We start from the raw sequence: 16,751 nt of genomic DNA on the forward strand, positions 1-16,751 counted from the left end.
CAATAATTTATCATGAGCGAAAAGAAGTTAAGGAGTGAGGCATTGATTTATCATGCCAAACCCCAACCGGGAAAAATTAAGATTATACCATCAAAAAGTTATTCTACCCAACGCGATCTTGCCTTGGCGTATTCACCAGGTGTTGCAGAGCCTTGTCTTGAGATAGCTAAAAATATCGATGACGTTTACAAATACACTTCAAAGGGGAATTTGGTTGCTATTATTTCCAACGGCACCGCGGTTTTGGGGTTGGGTGATATAGGTCCTGAAGCTTCTAAACCGGTAATGGAAGGTAAAAGTCTGTTGTTTAAGATTTTTGCGGATATAGATGGAATTGATATAGAGTTGGATACTACCGATGTTGATAAGTTCGTTGAGACCGTAAAAATTATTGCACCAACTTTTGGAGGAATAAATTTAGAAGACATTAAAGCCCCTGAGGCTTTTGAAATAGAAAGAAGGCTTAAAGAAGAACTGGATATTCCAGTGATGCATGATGATCAGCATGGTACGGCCATCATATCCTCAGCAGCTTTATTGAATGCCTTGGTCGTTACGAATAAAAAGATTGAGGATGTTCGTATTGTCATTAGTGGAGCGGGTGCTGCTGCCGTCTCATGTACAAGGCTTTACAAGGCCTTTGGGGCTAAAGCCGAAAATATAGTAATGTGCGATAGCAAAGGGGTTATACATAAAAGTAGGGAAAATTTAAGCCCGGAAAAACTGGAGTTCGCCACAGAAAGAAACATTGAAACGTTAGCAGAGGCCATGAAAGATGCCGATGTTTTCATAGGACTTTCAATTGCCGATATAGTATCTCCGAAAATGCTGAAGAGCATGTCCAAGGACCCTATCGTTTTTGCTTTGGCCAATCCCGATCCAGAGATTTCCTATGAATTGGCCATAAAAACCAGAAAGGACATCATTATGGCAACCGGTAGATCGGATCATCCTAACCAAGTTAACAATGTATTGGGTTTTCCTTTTATATTCAGAGGGGCTCTTGATGTTAGGGCTACGAAGATAAATGAGGAAATGAAGATGGCGGCTGTTGTGGCCTTGGCAGAATTGACTAAGCAAACAGTTCCAGAACAAGTGAACATCGCTTATTCTGAAACAAGGCTCACTTTTGGTAAAGATTATATTATTCCCAAGCCTTTTGATCCCAGGTTGATATCCGAGATTCCTCCGGCGATAGCAAAAGCGGCGATGGAGAGTGGGGTAGCTAAAGAACCCATCAAGGATTGGGCAAAATACAGGGAAAAATTATTGCGTCGATCAGGTTCGGATAATAAATTGGTTCGCTTGGTTCATGAAAGGGCCAAAAGAAACCCTAAAAAGATAGTTTTTGCCGAGGCGGATCATTTAGATGTTTTAAAAGCTGCCCAGATCGTTCATGAAGAAGGTATAGCGATTCCAATATTATTAGGAAATGTTGAGATTATTGAAGAACTCATGAAAGAAATTGGGTTCAAAGGTGATGTAGTCATTATTGATCCCAAGTCAGACGAATCCTTGGAAACTAGAGACCGATATGCTAAAAAATATTGGGAAGCGACAAAAAGGGACGGTGTAACCTTATATGGGGCCAAGACCAATTTAAGGGAACGCAATTACTATGGGGCCATGATGGTGAATGAGAAAGATGCGGACGGAATGATCTCGGGTTATTCCAGGGCGTATCCAACTGTAATCAAACCCATTTTTGAGGTAATCGGTAGGGCGAAAGGAGTTAAGCGTGCCGCAACGGTGAATATCATGAATACCGAAAAAGGTCCATTGTTCTTGGCAGATACGTCCATTAACATCGATCCTACAGCCGAGGTACTTGCAGAAATAGCCTTAATGACCTCGAACCTTGCCAAAGCTTTTGGTTTCGATCCGGTTATCGCTATGTTGTCTTATGCGAATTTTGGGTCCTCATCGCATCCGAATGCGAAAAAAGTGGCTAAAGCGGTAGAGATTTTACATACGAATCACCCAGATTTGGTTATTGATGGAGAGATACAAACCGATTTTGCTTTGAATATGGAGCTGCACCAAAGCCAATTCCCATTCTCGAAATTGGCGGGTAAAAAGGTCAATGGTTTTGTATTTCCAAATTTGGAATCTGCGAATATCACCTATAAACTATTGAAAGAACTCAATGGGGCCGATTCTATCGGTCCAATTATGTTGGGCCTAAAAAAGCCGGTACATGTGTTGCAATTGGGGGCAGATGTTGACGAAATGGTGAATATGGCCTCTGTTGCCGTAATAGACGCCCAAGAAAGAGAAAAGAGAAAACGAAAGATAATATAACCCGTTCCCCAAACCTTATTCCCATGATACATCATCTTAATGGAAAATTAATTGAGAAAAACCCGACCCATGTAATAATAGAGTGTGCCGGTGTCGGATATTTCGTGAACATTTCTTTACATACATTTTCGAATATCAAGGATCAGGAGAACATTAATCTATATACCCATTTACAGGTCAAGGAAGATTCCCATACCCTTTTCGGTTTTGCCGAGAGGTCAGAGAGGGAGATTTTTAGGTTATTATTGTCGGTTTCGGGTATAGGGGCGAGTACGGCAAGGACCATGCTTTCTTCTTTGTCGCCCGTGCAAACAAGGGATGCGATTGCCAATGGTGATGTCGCCACTATTCAGGGTATCAAGGGTATAGGAGCTAAAACGGCCCAAAGGGTTATTTTAGACCTTAGGGACAAGGTTTTAAAGGTGTACGATATTGACGAAGTTTCCATCAATTCAAACAATACAAATAAAGAAGAAGCGTTATCTGCTTTAGAGGTTCTTGGATTTGTCCGTAGACAGGCTGAAAAGGTTGTGGATAAAGTAGTAAGCCAAGACCCTTCACTAAGCGTAGAGAACATTATAAAACACGCGCTTAAAAATTTGTAATAAGTTTGAAAAAAGGGGCAAAAAAAATTCTTAAATATTCATTTAAGCTTATAATCCTATTCTCGTTTTTGCTTGGGGCAGTAGAAAACTCCTACGCACAAGATACGGAAGGCGAGGATGTCGAGGGGCAGGTGCAGGATTCTGTAAAAACGGGTTTCTCTTTAGGTAGGTTAAAATTGGATAACCCGGAGAGTATCAGTTCCAAATATATTTACGACCCAAATCTTGACAGGTATATTTATTCTGAAAAGGTGGGGGATTTTAATATCGGCTATCCCATTATACTCACTCCGGAACAGTATTTGGAATTGGTGCGTAAGGAAGGGATAAAAGAATATTTCAAGGAGAAAAGCGATGCGTACTCCGGTAAAAAGGAAGGTAGTGAGGATGCTCGTAAAAACCTTCTTCCCAATTTCTATGTTAATAACAACTTTTTTGAATCTATTTTTGGTGGAAATACGATTGAGGTGATTCCACAAGGTTCGGTCGCCATGGACCTGGGGGTCATCTGGCAGAAGAATGATAATCCATCTCTCTCACCAAGAAACCGTACCAATCTGTCTTTCGATTTTGATCAGCGTATCAGTTTAAGTATGTTAGGGAAAATCGGCGAACGTCTTCAAGTGACTGCGAATTATGATACAGAGGCGACTTTTGATTTTCAGAACATTGTAAAACTCGATTATACACCTACTGAAGATGATATTCTCCAGAAGATAGAGGTCGGTAACGTGAGTATGCCACTTAACAGCTCTTTGATTACAGGGGCCCAGAGTTTATTCGGTGTTAAGGCCCAACTGCAATTTGGAAAGACAAAGGTTACAGCTGTGTTCTCCGAGCAAAACTCCCAAAACAATACGGTTGTTGCCCAGGGTGGAGGCACTATCAATGATTTTTCTATTACAGCTTTGGATTATGATGAGGATAGGCACTTTTTCCTTTCCCATTATTTCAGGGACCATTATGATGAGGCACTGACTAATTATCCATATATACAAAGTCAGGTGCAAATAACCCGTTTAGAGGTTTGGGTTACCAATACGAGTCAACAAACCTTGAATGTAAGGAATGTCGTAGCGCTTCAGGATTTAGGGGAAGCCCAGGAGGATAATACCAGAATAGCTTTTAACAATGGAGATCCTTCTGGTTTCTTCAATAATCCAAGTAACGCTTTACCAAGAAACAATGCAAACGATTTTGACCCTACCCTTATAGATGCTGGTGGGGTGTTGACCTCAAGTATTAGGGATGTTGCGACGGTAGAGGCAGGATTCAATGTTCCGGGCTATCAGATAAATCAGGGTTATGATTATACGATTCTTGAAAATGCAAGAAAGTTGGAGGTCACCAGGGATTACCAATTCCATTCCCAATTAGGGTATATTTCCTTAAATCAAAAATTGAGTAATGATGAGGTATTGGCAGTAGCCTTCCAGTACACCTATAACGGTCAGGTTTACCAAGTGGGTGAATTTGCCAATAGTAGTTTGGATGCTACATCCGTTTCAGGTGATGTTGATCTTGTGGTAGAAACAAATGCCCTTATATTAAAGTTGCTCAAAAGTAATATCACCAATATTTCAGATCCCATTTGGGATTTAATGATGAAGAATATTTATGCTACGGGAGCCTACAGTCTTAGTGAGGATGATTTTAAAATGAATATACTTTATTCAGACCCTACACCGAGAAATTATATAACTCCGGTGGCTGAAGGTCCTGGTTCGGGATGGCCAGATGAAACGAGCCCAGACGGCCCATTGGAAGAAAGGGTTTTGTTGGAGGTTTTCAATTTTGATAGGTTGAATACCTATGATGATGTTCAGGCTGGGGGAGATGGTTTCTTTGATTTTGTTTCCGGACTTACGGTTGACACCCAAAACGGAAGGATCATTTTTACCAAAGTAGAGCCATTTGGGGAGTTTTTGTACAACGAACTTGGTGGTGGGGGAAACTATGAAACGGAGACCCTCTATAATGAAAATCAGGCAAAGTATGTGTTTAGGGATATGTATGAGTTGACACAGGCCGCAGCCTTACAAGATCCGGTTAAGAATAAATTTTTGTTAAAAGGTACCTATAAATCTGAAAGTAGCAGTGGTATATCCATTGGTGCGTTTAATGTACCCCAAGGTTCTGTAACGGTTACGGCTGGCGGTAGAACTTTACAAGAGGGGGTCGATTACACGGTGAACTATCAATCAGGGACAGTGCAGATTATAGATCCCAGTCTGGAAGCGTCTGATACACCTATTAATATTTCGGTAGAAAACAATGCGGTATTCGGACAGCAAACGCGAAGGTTCGCCGGGGTGAATGTAGAGCATCAGGTCAATGAGAATTTTGTCCTGGGGGCTACCATGTTGAATTTGAACGAAAGACCTCTTACGCAAAAGTCCAATTATGGAACGGAATCAGTAAATAACACGATTTTTGGTTTAAACGGTAACTTCTCTACCGAAGTACCTTTTTTAACGCGTTTGGTAAACAAACTCCCTAATATAGATACCGATGTGCCTTCTAACTTGTCAGTAAGGGGAGAAGTGGCTTGGCTAAAGCCCAACTCGCCCGAAAGTGCCGATTTCGATGGGGAGACAACAACTTATATAGACGATTTCGAAGGGGCCCAGGCCTTAATCGATATTCGTTCATCCCTTGGGTGGTCACTGGCCAGTACGCCTTTGGAGTTTGCTCCGGGGGGTGTTCTTTCCGGAAGTTCACCCGAAGATCCCGCCAATTTGGAAAATGGTTACGGCCGTGCTAAAATCGCCTGGTATACCATTGATCCCGTTTTTTATACGAATCAAAGGCCGTCAAGTATCAGTGATAATGATGTTTCTACCAATGCCACCCGTAGGGTTTTCGTTGATGAGGTCTTTCCTGAAACTGATATTGCCCAAGGCCAGACTACCGTTCAAAGTACCTTGGACTTGGCTTATTATCCCGATATAAAAGGGCCATACAATACAAACGATGGTTTTGATAGTGAGCCTGCCGATGATAAGTGGGGAGGTATTATGCGGTCCTTGAGTAGTACCGATTTTGAACAGTCCAACGTGGAGTTCGTTCAATTTTGGGTATTGGATCCATATGTAGACGGTATTGCTACCGATCCGGGGGAATTGGTGATAAATTTGGGAAATATCTCAGAGGATATTTTGAAGGATGGTAGAAAACAATACGAAAACGGATTACCCATTGAAGAAGATGATTTAATATACGAACCTTCTTGGGGTATTGTCCCAGCTACCCAAGCATTGGTATACGCCTTTGATGCCGAAGAAAGTAATAGGGTTTTGCAAGATGTAGGTTTTGATGGTTTGGATGATGTGGCTGAAGCCGCAATCTATGGTCCAGGGGAAGATCCTGCATTGGATAATTATGAATATTACCTGAGCCGAGAGGGAAGCGTATTAGAACGGTATTTAAATTATAACAACCCAGATGGTAACTCGCCCGTAACCGTTACTGATACCGATCGGGGGTCTACCACCTTACCCGATGTTGAGGATATTGATCGCGATTTGACCATGAACACGGTCAATAGTTATTACGAATACAGGATTGCCATTAAACCCAATACTACGATAGATGATGAATATGTAACTGATGTCAATGAGGGGCTTACTCCTGATTTGCCTAACGGTAGTCAATTGAATCGTAGGTGGATCCAATATAAGATACCCTTAAGTGATTTTACGGATGCTATAGGGGGTATCACGGATTTTAGATCTATCAGTTTTATGAGGATGTACCTTACTGGGTTCAATAGTGATGTAGTCCTGCGATTTGCAACCTTGGATTTGGTTCGCGGGGATTGGAGAACCTATACGAAAACCCTTCAAGATGAGTTGATCGATAGTGATCCTTCCGATGACGGCACCGTTCTTGACGTGAATACGGTGAATATTGAGGAAAATAGCACTAGAACACCTATTCCCTATGTTTTACCTCCGGGTGTGGTTCGTGAGCAATTGAACAATAACAACACGATTATAAACCAAAACGAACAGTCCCTTTCATTTAATATTGATAATTTGGAATCGCAGGATTCAAGGGGGGTTTTCAAAAGTGTGAACATCGATATTCGCCAATATCAAAAACTAAAGATGTTCATGCATGCCGAAAAGATCAATGATGGGGATTATTCAGATGATGATACACCATTAGTTGGTTTCTTGAGGATAGGAACCGATCTATCCGAGAATTATTATCAATTTGAATTGCCTTTACAGTTCACTTCTTTTGGAGCTTCTTCAGAAGATGATATTTGGCCAGAAGATAATCAAATGGAAGTTCTATTAAGCGATTTGAGTACGGTAAAATCCTTGAGGATCGCCAATATGACCGATGTTTCGCTTACTGAAATCCAGTTTTTCGAAATAGAGGACGGTGAAGCGGTAGCGGTCGATGAATTTGCTGAAAGGACTCCAGGTAAACTAAGGATAGGGATAGTTGGGAATCCGTCATTGGGAAGTATCAGGAACATGATGGTGGGTGTAAAGAATATAGACGACCTTCCTGCCCAAGGTGAAGTTTGGTTCAATGAACTTCGATTGGCCGGGTTGAACAATGATGGCGGATGGGCCGCGATAGCTTCAGTGGACGCAAACATTGCGGATTTCGCCAATGTGTCCGCAACAGGGAGTAAAAGTACCTCGGGCTTTGGGTCTATAGATCAGACACCGACTGAAAGATCCCTTGAGGATGCCGTATCCTATGATTTGGTCACCAATGTGAACGTCGGTCAGTTGTTGCCCAGTAAATGGGGCGTGCAGATACCCTTCAATTATGGGGTGTCCGAAGAGCTGATTACTCCCGAGTATGATCCTGTTTATGATGATTTGAAATTGGAAGATCGTATTGCTGCTGCCGGAACACAGGAAGCTGCTGATGCCATATTGGAACAGGCCGAGGATTACACCAAACGAACAAGTATTAATTTGATCGGTGTACGAAAAGATAGAGGGGAAGAGGCCGATGCCAATTTTTACGATATTGAGAATTTTACGTTCAATTATTCATATAACGAAACGGAACATAGGGATTATGAGGTAGCCACTATGCGCGATCAGAGTGTGGTTACGGGATTTGTATATAACCATAGTTTTAAACCACTCGAGGTAGCGCCTTTTGCGAAAAAAGATTCTATGTTAACTGGTGCATATTGGCAATGGTTGAAGGATCTGAACTTGAATCTTTTGCCGGCCAGTGTTTCGGTCAATTCGAACATTAACCGCCAGTTTACAGAACAAAAATTCCGTAATGTCTTCGAAGAAGGTGTTGAATCTTTGGATTTGCCCTTCCTTCAACAACGAAATTACATTTTCAATTGGCAATATGCCATCAATTATAGCCTTACGAAATCATTGAGTCTTAGTTTAACGGCAAGTAATAATAATATCGTTCGTAATTATTATTCCGAGGATGGCAATTCAGACTCGGATATAAACGAAGCCCTTGGCCTATGGGACGGGTTCTGGGATTTGGGTGAGCCCAATAGGCATTCCCAACAAATGCAACTGAATTATCAGCTGCCTTTTAATAAGATTCCCGCGTTGGATTTTATCAGTGCCCAATATTCCTACACCAGTAATTTTGATTGGCAACGTGGGGGTGATGCCTTGGCCGAGGTGGCAAGTGAGGCGCTTGGTTATCAGACATCCATCAATACGGTTCAGAATGCCAGTACGCATAATATTACTGCATCACTTTCCATGCAGAAGTTTTATGATCTTATAGGGTTGAAAAAGAAAGATGGTAAAGGTTCAACAGCTAGGCCTTCAAGAAGGGATAAGGCCGGGAATATAAAAGGGACTGAAGAAAAGCCCGAGAAAAAAACAGGTCCGTTGCTAAATACCGCAATCGATGTTTTGACGATGGTCAAGAGATTGAATGTTAATTATAATGAAAATAATGGTACCGTGCTTCCTGGTTACACCCAATCGGTTGGCTTCATTGGTTCTGCCCGTCCTACAATCGGTTTTGTTTTCGGAAGTCAGGCCGATGTGCGGTACGAAACTGCCCGTAACGGTTGGTTGACGAATTATGCTGATTTTAATGACCAATTCATTAAAAGGACCAACAAACAATTGAATATTTCCGCAACGGCCCAACCCATGAAGGACTTGACCATAGATTTAACGGCGGATAGGCAATATACCAGTAGTTATCAAGAGAATTTCGAAGTAAGTGATTTGGGTAACGGGCAATACCAATATATTGATCAATTGGGTAATGAATACGGTAATTTCAGTATTTCGACCATGATGATCGGTACCGCCTTCAGTAAAAGCGATGAAAATAGTTCCAAGCTCTTTGAAACGTTTAAACAAAATAGGATTACGATTGCCAATAGATTGGTCTCTGATCGTGGGGAGCTACCTGGAGACCTGGACGAAGATGGTTTTCCCGAACAATATGGAAAAACGCAGCAAGACGTATTGCTTCCGGCTTTCATTGCCGCTTATACCGGCCAAGATGTTAATCGGGTTAATCTTGATGCTTTTAGGCAGGTGCCAATTCCTAATTGGAACATCAAGTATACAGGGTTGATGCGCAATAAATGGTTTAAAAAGAAATTCAAACGTTTTTCCTTGAGTCATGGTTATAGGGCTTCTTACAGTATCAATTCCTTTCAGACTAATTTAGAAAAGGAAAATTATGAGTTCGATAGTGAAACAGGGGATAGGTTGCCCGACCTTATTTTGAACAACTTAGTGTTGACCGATCAATTCAATCCACTGATACGGGTCGATTTTGAGATGAAAAATTCATTCAGCTTATTGGCTGAGGTTAGAAGTGATAGGGCATTGTCCTTGAGTTTCGATAATGATCTAATGACCGAGATAAATGGCAAAGAATATACCTTTGGCTTGGGTTATAGGTTTAAAGACGTTAAGTTCGTTACCAATATTGGGGGTAATAAGACCCGTTTAAAAGGGGATTTGAACTTGAAGACCGATGTTACGTTGAGGAATAATATAACGATCATTCGAAATTTGGATATCGATAACAATCAGATAACATCTGGTCAAGATTTGTTCTCTTTGAAGTTTACGGCCGATTATGCTTTGAGTAAAAGCCTGAATGCACTATTCTATTACGATCATTCGTTCTCGAAATTCGCGGTTTCGACCGCTTACCCGCAGACCACCATTAGTTCAGGGTTCACGATAAAATATAACTTCGGGAATTAATATTTTATAATATTAGGGTTCTCTTGGTTTGTAAAGTAAAACTTCATTTTCGGTTATTGCCATTTTATAAGGCGAACAATCTGCTTTTTTTTTGAATATCGGGGTCAAATCATTTACATTTGTTTTGTAAAATAAAATGATCAAAATGAACATACCTTCAGATTTAAAATACACCAAGGACCACGAATGGGTAAGGATTGATGGCGATATAGCCACAGTAGGGATTACGGACTTCGCCCAAGGTGAATTGGGGGATATCGTCTATGTTGAGGTTGAGACCTTGGACGAGACCATGGAAAAAGATGGTGTATTTGGATCGGTAGAGGCGGTAAAAACGGTTTCTGACCTATTCTTGCCATTAGGTGGGGAGATCATAGAGTTCAATGAAGGTTTGGAAGATGAGCCAGAGAAAGTAAATACCGATCCTTATGGCGAGGGTTGGATGATCAAAGTCAAAATAAGTGATAGTGCCGAAATCGAAGAGCTTCTTAGCGATGAGGATTATAAAGCAATGATTGGTGCGTAAAAAGCACGTATTAGCGGTTTTGTTTGTAAGCTGGATGGTGTTTGTCACTTTTTCCAGCTTATATTCTTTTGAGGGGGATGATCTACCGTCAATGAATATTCCACATGCTGATAAAATCGTGCATTTCACTTTCTATTTCGTAGCCATGATATTGGGTTCGTTATTTCTTCTGGAATTGAAATCCGATAGAAAGGATATCTTGAAAAAAATTAAATTTTTGGCAATTCTACTTATTTTGTTTGGTATAATTATTGAGGTTATTCAAGGAACGTTGACAGTTGCCAGATCAGGGGATGTTCTTGATGCTGTGGCAAATAGCACGGGTGTTGCCCTAGGATTTATAGCCATTTTGTCCATATTTTATAGGCAAAGAGGGTTAAAATAAAGTATTACTTGTTTTTTTGTCAATTATTTAGTTAAATTAGCGAACATTAAAAAAATTAAATATGGAATTAAAAAAGAACCCAAAAGCAGATCTAAGAAAAAATAGCGGTACCTACTTCGTCATAGGGCTTGCTGTTGTAATGTTTTTGGTATGGAGAGGTTTGGAATGGAAGACCTATGAAAAGACGAACGACTATGATGTCTCCATGAATGTTGAGGATATGTTGGACGAAGAAGTTCCAATGACCGAGCAGATTAAGACACCACCACCTCCACCACCACCAGCAGCTCCTGAAATCATCGAAATCGTTGAAGATGAGGTAGAAGTTGAGGAAACGGTAATTGAATCTACTGAAACCAGCCAGGAAGAAGAGGTGATAGAAGTAGAGGATGTAGAAGTCGAAGAAATAGAAGAAGATATTGATGTGCCTTTTGCTGTAATTGAAGATGTTCCTATTTTTCCAGGTTGTGAAGGTGAAAAGGGAAAAGGAGCAAAAGCAATGCGTGATTGTTTCCAATCAAAAATGCAAAAGCATATAGCCAAAAACTTCCGTTATCCTGAAATTGCCCAAGAAATGGGTGTTCAAGGTAGGGTTAACGTAATGTTCGTTATCCAAAAAGACGGTAGTATCGGTGGGGTTAGAATGCGTGGACCGGATAAAAACCTTGAGAAAGAAGCCGCTAGGATTATCGGTAAACTTCCTAAGATGACCCCAGGTAAACAAAGGGGTAGAGCGGTAAGGGTTCCTTTCAGTATTCCAATTACCTTTAGGTTGCAATAGATAATTTCCTCGAATGTACTTTTTAAAGGTGCATAAGGAAAACAAAACATATTTAATGTATTAAAATCCTGGGCTTAAGCCCAGGATTTTTTTTAACCATACTGTCGGTGTTTCCAAGACAAATGTATGATTGGGGAATACTGCCCATCCAAGCAATAAATTAGTTTTATATATAATAAGGTGAAATATGCTAGAAGGGGTGTTTCCAATAGGGAATCATAAACCTTGGTATTTCGTTGCACACCTTGCTTACACCAATTATATTTGCGTTTGATAAAAAATGATAATGAAAACTGCGATTAAGCCAGCGAAACATATCTCTTGGTCTACGATGTTTGCTGATTTTAAGGAAATTACCAAGGTGAGACTCGCAGTCAGTGTTGTTTTTTCCTCCATTGCCGGTTATTTGTTGGGTGCCTATGAAATAAGTGTCGTTACCTTGTTGTTATTGGCTTTTGGAGGGTATTGTATGGTGGGAGCTTCGAATGCGTACAACCAAATCATCGAAAGGGATCTTGATGCCTTGATGAAAAGAACAAGAAACAGGCCTATTCCATCAGGAAGGGTGTCTGTACACCAAGGGTTGATCATCGCAGTTCTATTAACCGTTTTTGGTGTAGTTTCACTATATTTTGTGAACCCTAAGACCGCCATGTTCGGGGCTATATCAATTTTTTTATACACCAGTGTTTATACGCCTTTAAAGACAATTACGCCACTTTCGGTCTTTGTGGGGGCTTTGCCTGGGGCTATTCCCTTTATGTTGGGGTGGGTTGCCGCTACCAATGAATTTGGGATTGAGCCGGGTACCTTGTTCATGATACAGTTCTTTTGGCAATTTCCGCATTTTTGGGCTCTAGCTTGGATGTTGGATGAGGATTACAGAAAGGGTGGGTTTAAATTGTTGCCAACAGGAAAGAAAGATAAAGGTACCGCGGTCCAGATAATCATGTATACCATTTGGATGATGGTCATTTCCGTTATTCCTGCTTTTGGTATTACCGGTCGCTTGCATTTGTCCATCATAGCTGCTGTCATTGTTTTTCTTATGGGTGCTGTAATGTTGTTCTTTGCTTTTAGACTATATGATAAAAGGGATAATGTTTCTGCCCGTAAATTAATGTTGGCCAGTGTAACGTATATCACTTTTATTCAATTGGTTTATGTGTCCGATAAATATATCGGTATGCTTTTTTAGTAATTGCGAGGCATTGATTTCCAGTGTTTTTTTAAAAATAAGTGGTTTTAATTATATGAATAGGTTTTTATGGATTTAACTCAAGGGACCCAGAAAGAAAAGAACGATAGGTCTAAAAAAATGATGCTTTGGTTTGGCATCGTTAGCTTACTTATGGCCTTTGCTGGGTGGACAAGCGCTTATATAGTCAGTAGTAAAAGGGAAGATTGGTTGGATAATATTGAGATGCCGTCTTCTTTCTATATCAGTACATTGGTGATTATTATTAGCAGTGTAACCTATATGTTGGCCAAAAAGGCTATTACCAAAGATGCTATTAAGGCCTGTACGTCTTGGTTGGTGTTGACCCTGGGGTTGGGTGTGCTTTTTATAGTTCTTCAGTTTAATGGTTTTTCGCAAATGATAGCGCAAGGGTATTATTTTACAGGTCCTACCAGTAGTATAAAAATGTCCTATATATTCCTCATCGCTGCGGTACATGTGATCCATGTAGTGGCCGGTATTATTTCTTTATTGGTTGTTCTGTACAACCAGTATAAGGGAAAATATTCTTCAAAAGAGTATTTGGGATTGTCCTTAGGGGCCACTTTTTGGCACTTTTTAGACCTATTGTGGGTGTATCTTCTTGTTTTTATGGTTTTGGTCGATTAAAAACCATTTTTTTTTGATTTCTTGGCGTTAGACTTTTGTATGTTGGGAAAAAATGTATTTTTGTGAAAATTCTAATCATACGATAACTGACTAATTTATGGATTCTACGGTAACAACTGGAGTGGAAGAAAGTGTTTGGGGTGGTGGTGACAACCGTCCTTTAGGTGCGAGCTACGGCAAAATGATGATGTGGTTCTTTATACTATCAGATGCTTTGACATTTTCTGGGTTCTTGGCCGCATACGGTTTTTCACGATTCAAGTTTATTGAAACTTGGCCCATCGCAGATGAGGTTTTTACACACGTGCCTTTCTTTCATGGTAACTATCCCATGTACTATGTGGCATTTATGACCTTTGTGTTGATTATGTCTTCCGTAACTATGGTTTTGGCTGTTGATGCAGGGCATAGAATGAAAAAGAACAGTGTGATTTGGTATATGTTCCTGACCATAATAGGAGGGGCAATATTCGTTGGCTCCCAAGCCTGGGAATGGGCAACTTTCATTCAAGGTGATTATGGAGCGGTAGAGACCAAAGGTGGTCGAATCCTGCAATTCGTAAATGCGGATACCGGTGAAAGGGCAGCGTTGGCTGATTTCGCGGCGACACTTCCAGAAGAAAGGACGATCCATGAAAATAAAAACGGAATTTGGTTTTATAGTGAGGGGTCCTTACCCACTTATTCCGTTAACGAAGTGTTAGAGGGTTTTAAAGCCCATTCGAATATCGTAGTACGTACCGAAACCATTAATGAAGAAGGTGAGAAAGTCGTATTGTCAAGGCAAGAATCTTTGGCAAAACTTAAAAATGCAACCCAAGTCGTAGAAGGGGCCAATTTAATACATAATGAATATGGTAGTAGGTTGTTTGCCGATTTCTTTTTCTTTATCACGGGCTTTCACGGTTTCCACGTTTTTTCTGGGGTAGTGTTCAACCTGATCATATTTTTCAATGTGGCCTTGGGTACCTACGAAAAAAGAGGTCATTATGAAATGGTCGAAAAAGTGGGTCTTTATTGGCACTTTGTAGATTTGGTCTGGGTATTTGTATTTACATTCTTTTATTTGGTGTAACCATATCCCGTTTTTAGATTTTACACAGCATAGTATAAAAAATTAATATTTAGTTTAACATGGCACACGCACACAAGTTGGAAATTTTCAGGGGACTTTGGAAATTCAAGTCGAATACCCAAAAGATTTGGGGGGTACTTGTCTTCTTAACCTTAGTAACGGCTGTTGAAGTGGCTTTGGGTATTATTAAGCCCCATGCACTTACTACTAGCCACGTTTTGGGGATGAAAGCACTGAATTGGATTTTTATTATTTTGACATTGGTAAAGGCATATTATATAGCGTGGGACTTTATGCACCTAAGGGATGAAAAAAGTTCGTTACGTAGAGCTGTTGTTTGGACATTCCTGTTCCTTGTTGCTTATTTAAGCTTTATTCTTTTGGTTGAAGGAAACTATATCTACAATGTTTTCAAGGACGGTTTCGTAACTTGGAACTTCTAATAAGATATTATTAACAAATTAAAAGACGGTTTAAAGACCGTCTTTTTTATTTTTGTATGTACCGAAATGAATTCGGTAGTATATAAAAGTTTGCCGGTAATTGGCATCACATCCCAAATGAAAAAAACCGTTGTTCTAGTAGTACTGTTCATACTGCCTATTGTAGCTTATCTCTTCTTTGCCTCTGGTATCAATAATTTTGGAAAACTTCCTGTTCTTACGGAAAACATATCGGATATAACCGAAGTTGATGATACGTACACACTTCAAGATAAAATAACCATCTTGGGATTTCTTGGGAGCGATTTGGAAAACAAAAAGGGTATCGCTTTTAATTTAAACCAGAAAATTTACAAAAGGTTTTATGAATTCAATGATTTTCAGTTTGTAATGGTAGTTCCCAAGGGAAGTGAATTTAAAGTGGAAGAACTTAAGTCAGAACTGGGAAATTTGGCCGATGTTGTAAAATGGAACTTTGCCTATGGTGAAAAAGAACAGATACAACGTTTTTTCGAAGGATTAAAGACCGATTTGACCTTGGATGATAATCTAGCCACACCCTATGTCTTTATAATCGATAAGGATAAGAACCTTCGGGGAAGAACCAATGATATTGATGAAGGCACCAAATATGGATTTAAGGCAACTTCTGTAGCGGATTTGAACAATAAAATGGAGGATGACGTAAAGATCATTTTGGCAGAATATCGGTTGGCACTGAAAAAGAACAATGCGGAGCGTAAAAACCAATGATTCGCATTACTGTATCAGGGCAATTGAATATGTTCGTGTTTCAACCGTTTAATAGACAATTGTCTTTATTATTGGTATAAAGGATCGTAAAAGTTAAAACTCATGAAAAACAAATACACCTATATTTGGGTATCGTTTATAATCTTGGTCTTTGGGATAATATTTATTCCTAGAATCGTTGATCGCGTGGGTTCTGGTACGGTTGTGGAAAATGACCGAATTAATTTAAAGGATAATAATGCGGAACTGGCATATATTTTTTTAAATGGGAAAAAACGTAGGGTCCCTTCTTTTGAATTTATAGATCAGGATAGCTTGGTAATTACCGATAAGGATTATTTAGGTAAGGTATATGTTGTGGAGTTTTTCTTTACATCTTGTCCTTCTATTTGCCCTATAATGACCAAGAACCTTGTAGATGTTCAAAACGAGTTTAAAACAGCGACCAATTTTGGAGTGGCTTCTTTTACGATTACACCGGAATACGATACTCCGATGGTACTTAAGGAATATGCCGAGAAACACGGGGTAACCAATTTGGATTGGCATTTTTTGACCGGTAAGCAAGAAGCCATTTATGACTTGGCCAATAAAGGATTTAATATTTTTGTTTCAGAAATGCCCGACGCCCCAGGTGGTTTTGAGCATGCCGGACTTTTTGCCCTTATTGATAAAAAAGGCTATTTGCGCTCCAGGGTCGATGAATTCGGAAATCCGATTATCTATTATCGTGGAACCATTACTGAGGACCAAGGAGAAAATGGGGAAGGGGAAAAGGAACAGATTTCCATATTGAAAGAAGATATAAAAAAACTTTTAAAAGAATAAACTAAG

Annotated in this window: 12 protein-coding genes; all 12 read left to right on the forward strand. The window is 40.0% G+C overall.

The genetic code is table 11. The features are described from left to right. Positions 1–12 precede the first annotated feature (12 nt). The 12 genes from R3X28_RS13850 (at position 13) to R3X28_RS13905 (ending at position 16,745) form a co-directional block, all read left to right on the forward strand. A complete protein-coding gene (locus R3X28_RS13850; protein WP_317665027.1) occupies positions 13–2,301 on the forward strand; it encodes an NADP-dependent malic enzyme in 2,289 nt (762 codons plus the stop codon). A 23-nt stretch (positions 2,302–2,324) separates the two neighbouring features. Further along, positions 2,325–2,906, forward strand: coding sequence for a Holliday junction branch migration protein RuvA (ruvA, locus tag R3X28_RS13855; protein ID WP_317665029.1), 582 nt, complete (start codon positions 2,325–2,327; stop codon positions 2,904–2,906). A gap of 5 nt (positions 2,907–2,911) precedes the next feature. Further along, the gene (gene sprA, locus R3X28_RS13860; RefSeq protein ID WP_317665031.1) at positions 2,912–10,105 is read left to right on the forward strand and encodes a cell surface protein SprA; all 7,194 of its coding nucleotides are present in this window, start codon (positions 2,912–2,914) and stop codon (positions 10,103–10,105) included. A gap of 145 nt (positions 10,106–10,250) precedes the next feature. Then, positions 10,251–10,631, forward strand: a complete 381-nt coding sequence (gcvH, locus tag R3X28_RS13865; RefSeq protein WP_317665033.1) for a glycine cleavage system protein GcvH — start codon at positions 10,251–10,253, stop codon at positions 10,629–10,631. Then, positions 10,624–11,016 carry a VanZ family protein gene (locus R3X28_RS13870; protein WP_317665035.1) on the forward strand — a complete coding sequence of 131 codons (393 nt, stop codon included), beginning with the start codon at positions 10,624–10,626 and terminating at the stop codon, positions 11,014–11,016. The genes gcvH and R3X28_RS13870 overlap by 8 nt, the downstream gene beginning before the upstream one ends. 61 nt (positions 11,017–11,077) lie before the next feature. Then, the gene (locus R3X28_RS13875; RefSeq protein ID WP_154364107.1) at positions 11,078–11,797 is read left to right on the forward strand and encodes an energy transducer TonB; all 720 of its coding nucleotides are present in this window, start codon (positions 11,078–11,080) and stop codon (positions 11,795–11,797) included. Positions 11,798–12,083: 286 nt separating this feature from the next. Then, a complete protein-coding gene (cyoE, locus tag R3X28_RS13880) occupies positions 12,084–12,995 on the forward strand; it encodes a heme o synthase (protein WP_317665037.1) in 912 nt (303 codons plus the stop codon). 69 nt (positions 12,996–13,064) lie between these two features. Continuing rightward, on the forward strand, positions 13,065–13,646 hold the full coding sequence (locus R3X28_RS13885) for a heme-copper oxidase subunit III (protein WP_154364103.1): 582 nt from the start codon (positions 13,065–13,067) through the stop codon (positions 13,644–13,646). Between the two features lie 97 nt (positions 13,647–13,743). Beyond that, the gene (locus tag R3X28_RS13890) at positions 13,744–14,721 is read left to right on the forward strand and encodes a cytochrome c oxidase subunit 3 (protein ID WP_154364101.1); all 978 of its coding nucleotides are present in this window, start codon (positions 13,744–13,746) and stop codon (positions 14,719–14,721) included. A gap of 59 nt (positions 14,722–14,780) precedes the next feature. Further along, complete coding sequence (locus R3X28_RS13895) at positions 14,781–15,164, forward strand: cytochrome C oxidase subunit IV family protein (RefSeq protein ID WP_154364099.1); 384 nt, start codon at positions 14,781–14,783, stop codon at positions 15,162–15,164. 117 nt (positions 15,165–15,281) lie between these two features. Continuing rightward, positions 15,282–15,917 carry a hypothetical protein gene (locus tag R3X28_RS13900; protein ID WP_317665070.1) on the forward strand — a complete coding sequence of 212 codons (636 nt, stop codon included), beginning with the start codon at positions 15,282–15,284 and terminating at the stop codon, positions 15,915–15,917. Between the two features lie 102 nt (positions 15,918–16,019). Next, positions 16,020–16,745 (forward strand): SCO family protein, encoded by a 726-nt coding sequence (locus tag R3X28_RS13905; RefSeq protein ID WP_317665039.1) that lies wholly within the window; start codon positions 16,020–16,022, stop codon positions 16,743–16,745. The last annotated feature ends 6 nt before the right edge of the window (positions 16,746–16,751 follow it).

The sequence above is a fragment of the Maribacter sp. TH_r10 genome (assembly GCF_033101095.1).
Taxonomy (GTDB): Bacteria; Bacteroidota; Bacteroidia; order Flavobacteriales; family Flavobacteriaceae; genus Maribacter_A; species Maribacter_A luteus.

Bases quoted from the DNA above. Each gene is read 5' to 3' on its own strand.
- R3X28_RS13850 (WP_317665027.1), top strand. From the start codon at position 13: ATGAGCGAAAAGAAGTTAAGGAGTGAGGCATTGATTTATCATGCCAAA.
- ruvA (WP_317665029.1), top strand. From the start codon at position 2,325: ATGATACATCATCTTAATGGAAAATTAATTGAGAAAAACCCGACCCAT.
- gcvH (WP_317665033.1), top strand. From the start codon at position 10,251: ATGAACATACCTTCAGATTTAAAATACACCAAGGACCACGAATGGGTA.
- R3X28_RS13875 (WP_154364107.1), top strand. From the start codon at position 11,078: ATGGAATTAAAAAAGAACCCAAAAGCAGATCTAAGAAAAAATAGCGGT.
- cyoE (WP_317665037.1), top strand. From the start codon at position 12,084: ATGAAAACTGCGATTAAGCCAGCGAAACATATCTCTTGGTCTACGATG.
- R3X28_RS13885 (WP_154364103.1), top strand. From the start codon at position 13,065: ATGGATTTAACTCAAGGGACCCAGAAAGAAAAGAACGATAGGTCTAAA.
- R3X28_RS13890 (WP_154364101.1), top strand. From the start codon at position 13,744: ATGGATTCTACGGTAACAACTGGAGTGGAAGAAAGTGTTTGGGGTGGT.
- R3X28_RS13895 (WP_154364099.1), top strand. From the start codon at position 14,781: ATGGCACACGCACACAAGTTGGAAATTTTCAGGGGACTTTGGAAATTC.
- R3X28_RS13900 (WP_317665070.1), top strand. From the start codon at position 15,282: ATGAAAAAAACCGTTGTTCTAGTAGTACTGTTCATACTGCCTATTGTA.
- R3X28_RS13905 (WP_317665039.1), top strand. From the start codon at position 16,020: ATGAAAAACAAATACACCTATATTTGGGTATCGTTTATAATCTTGGTC.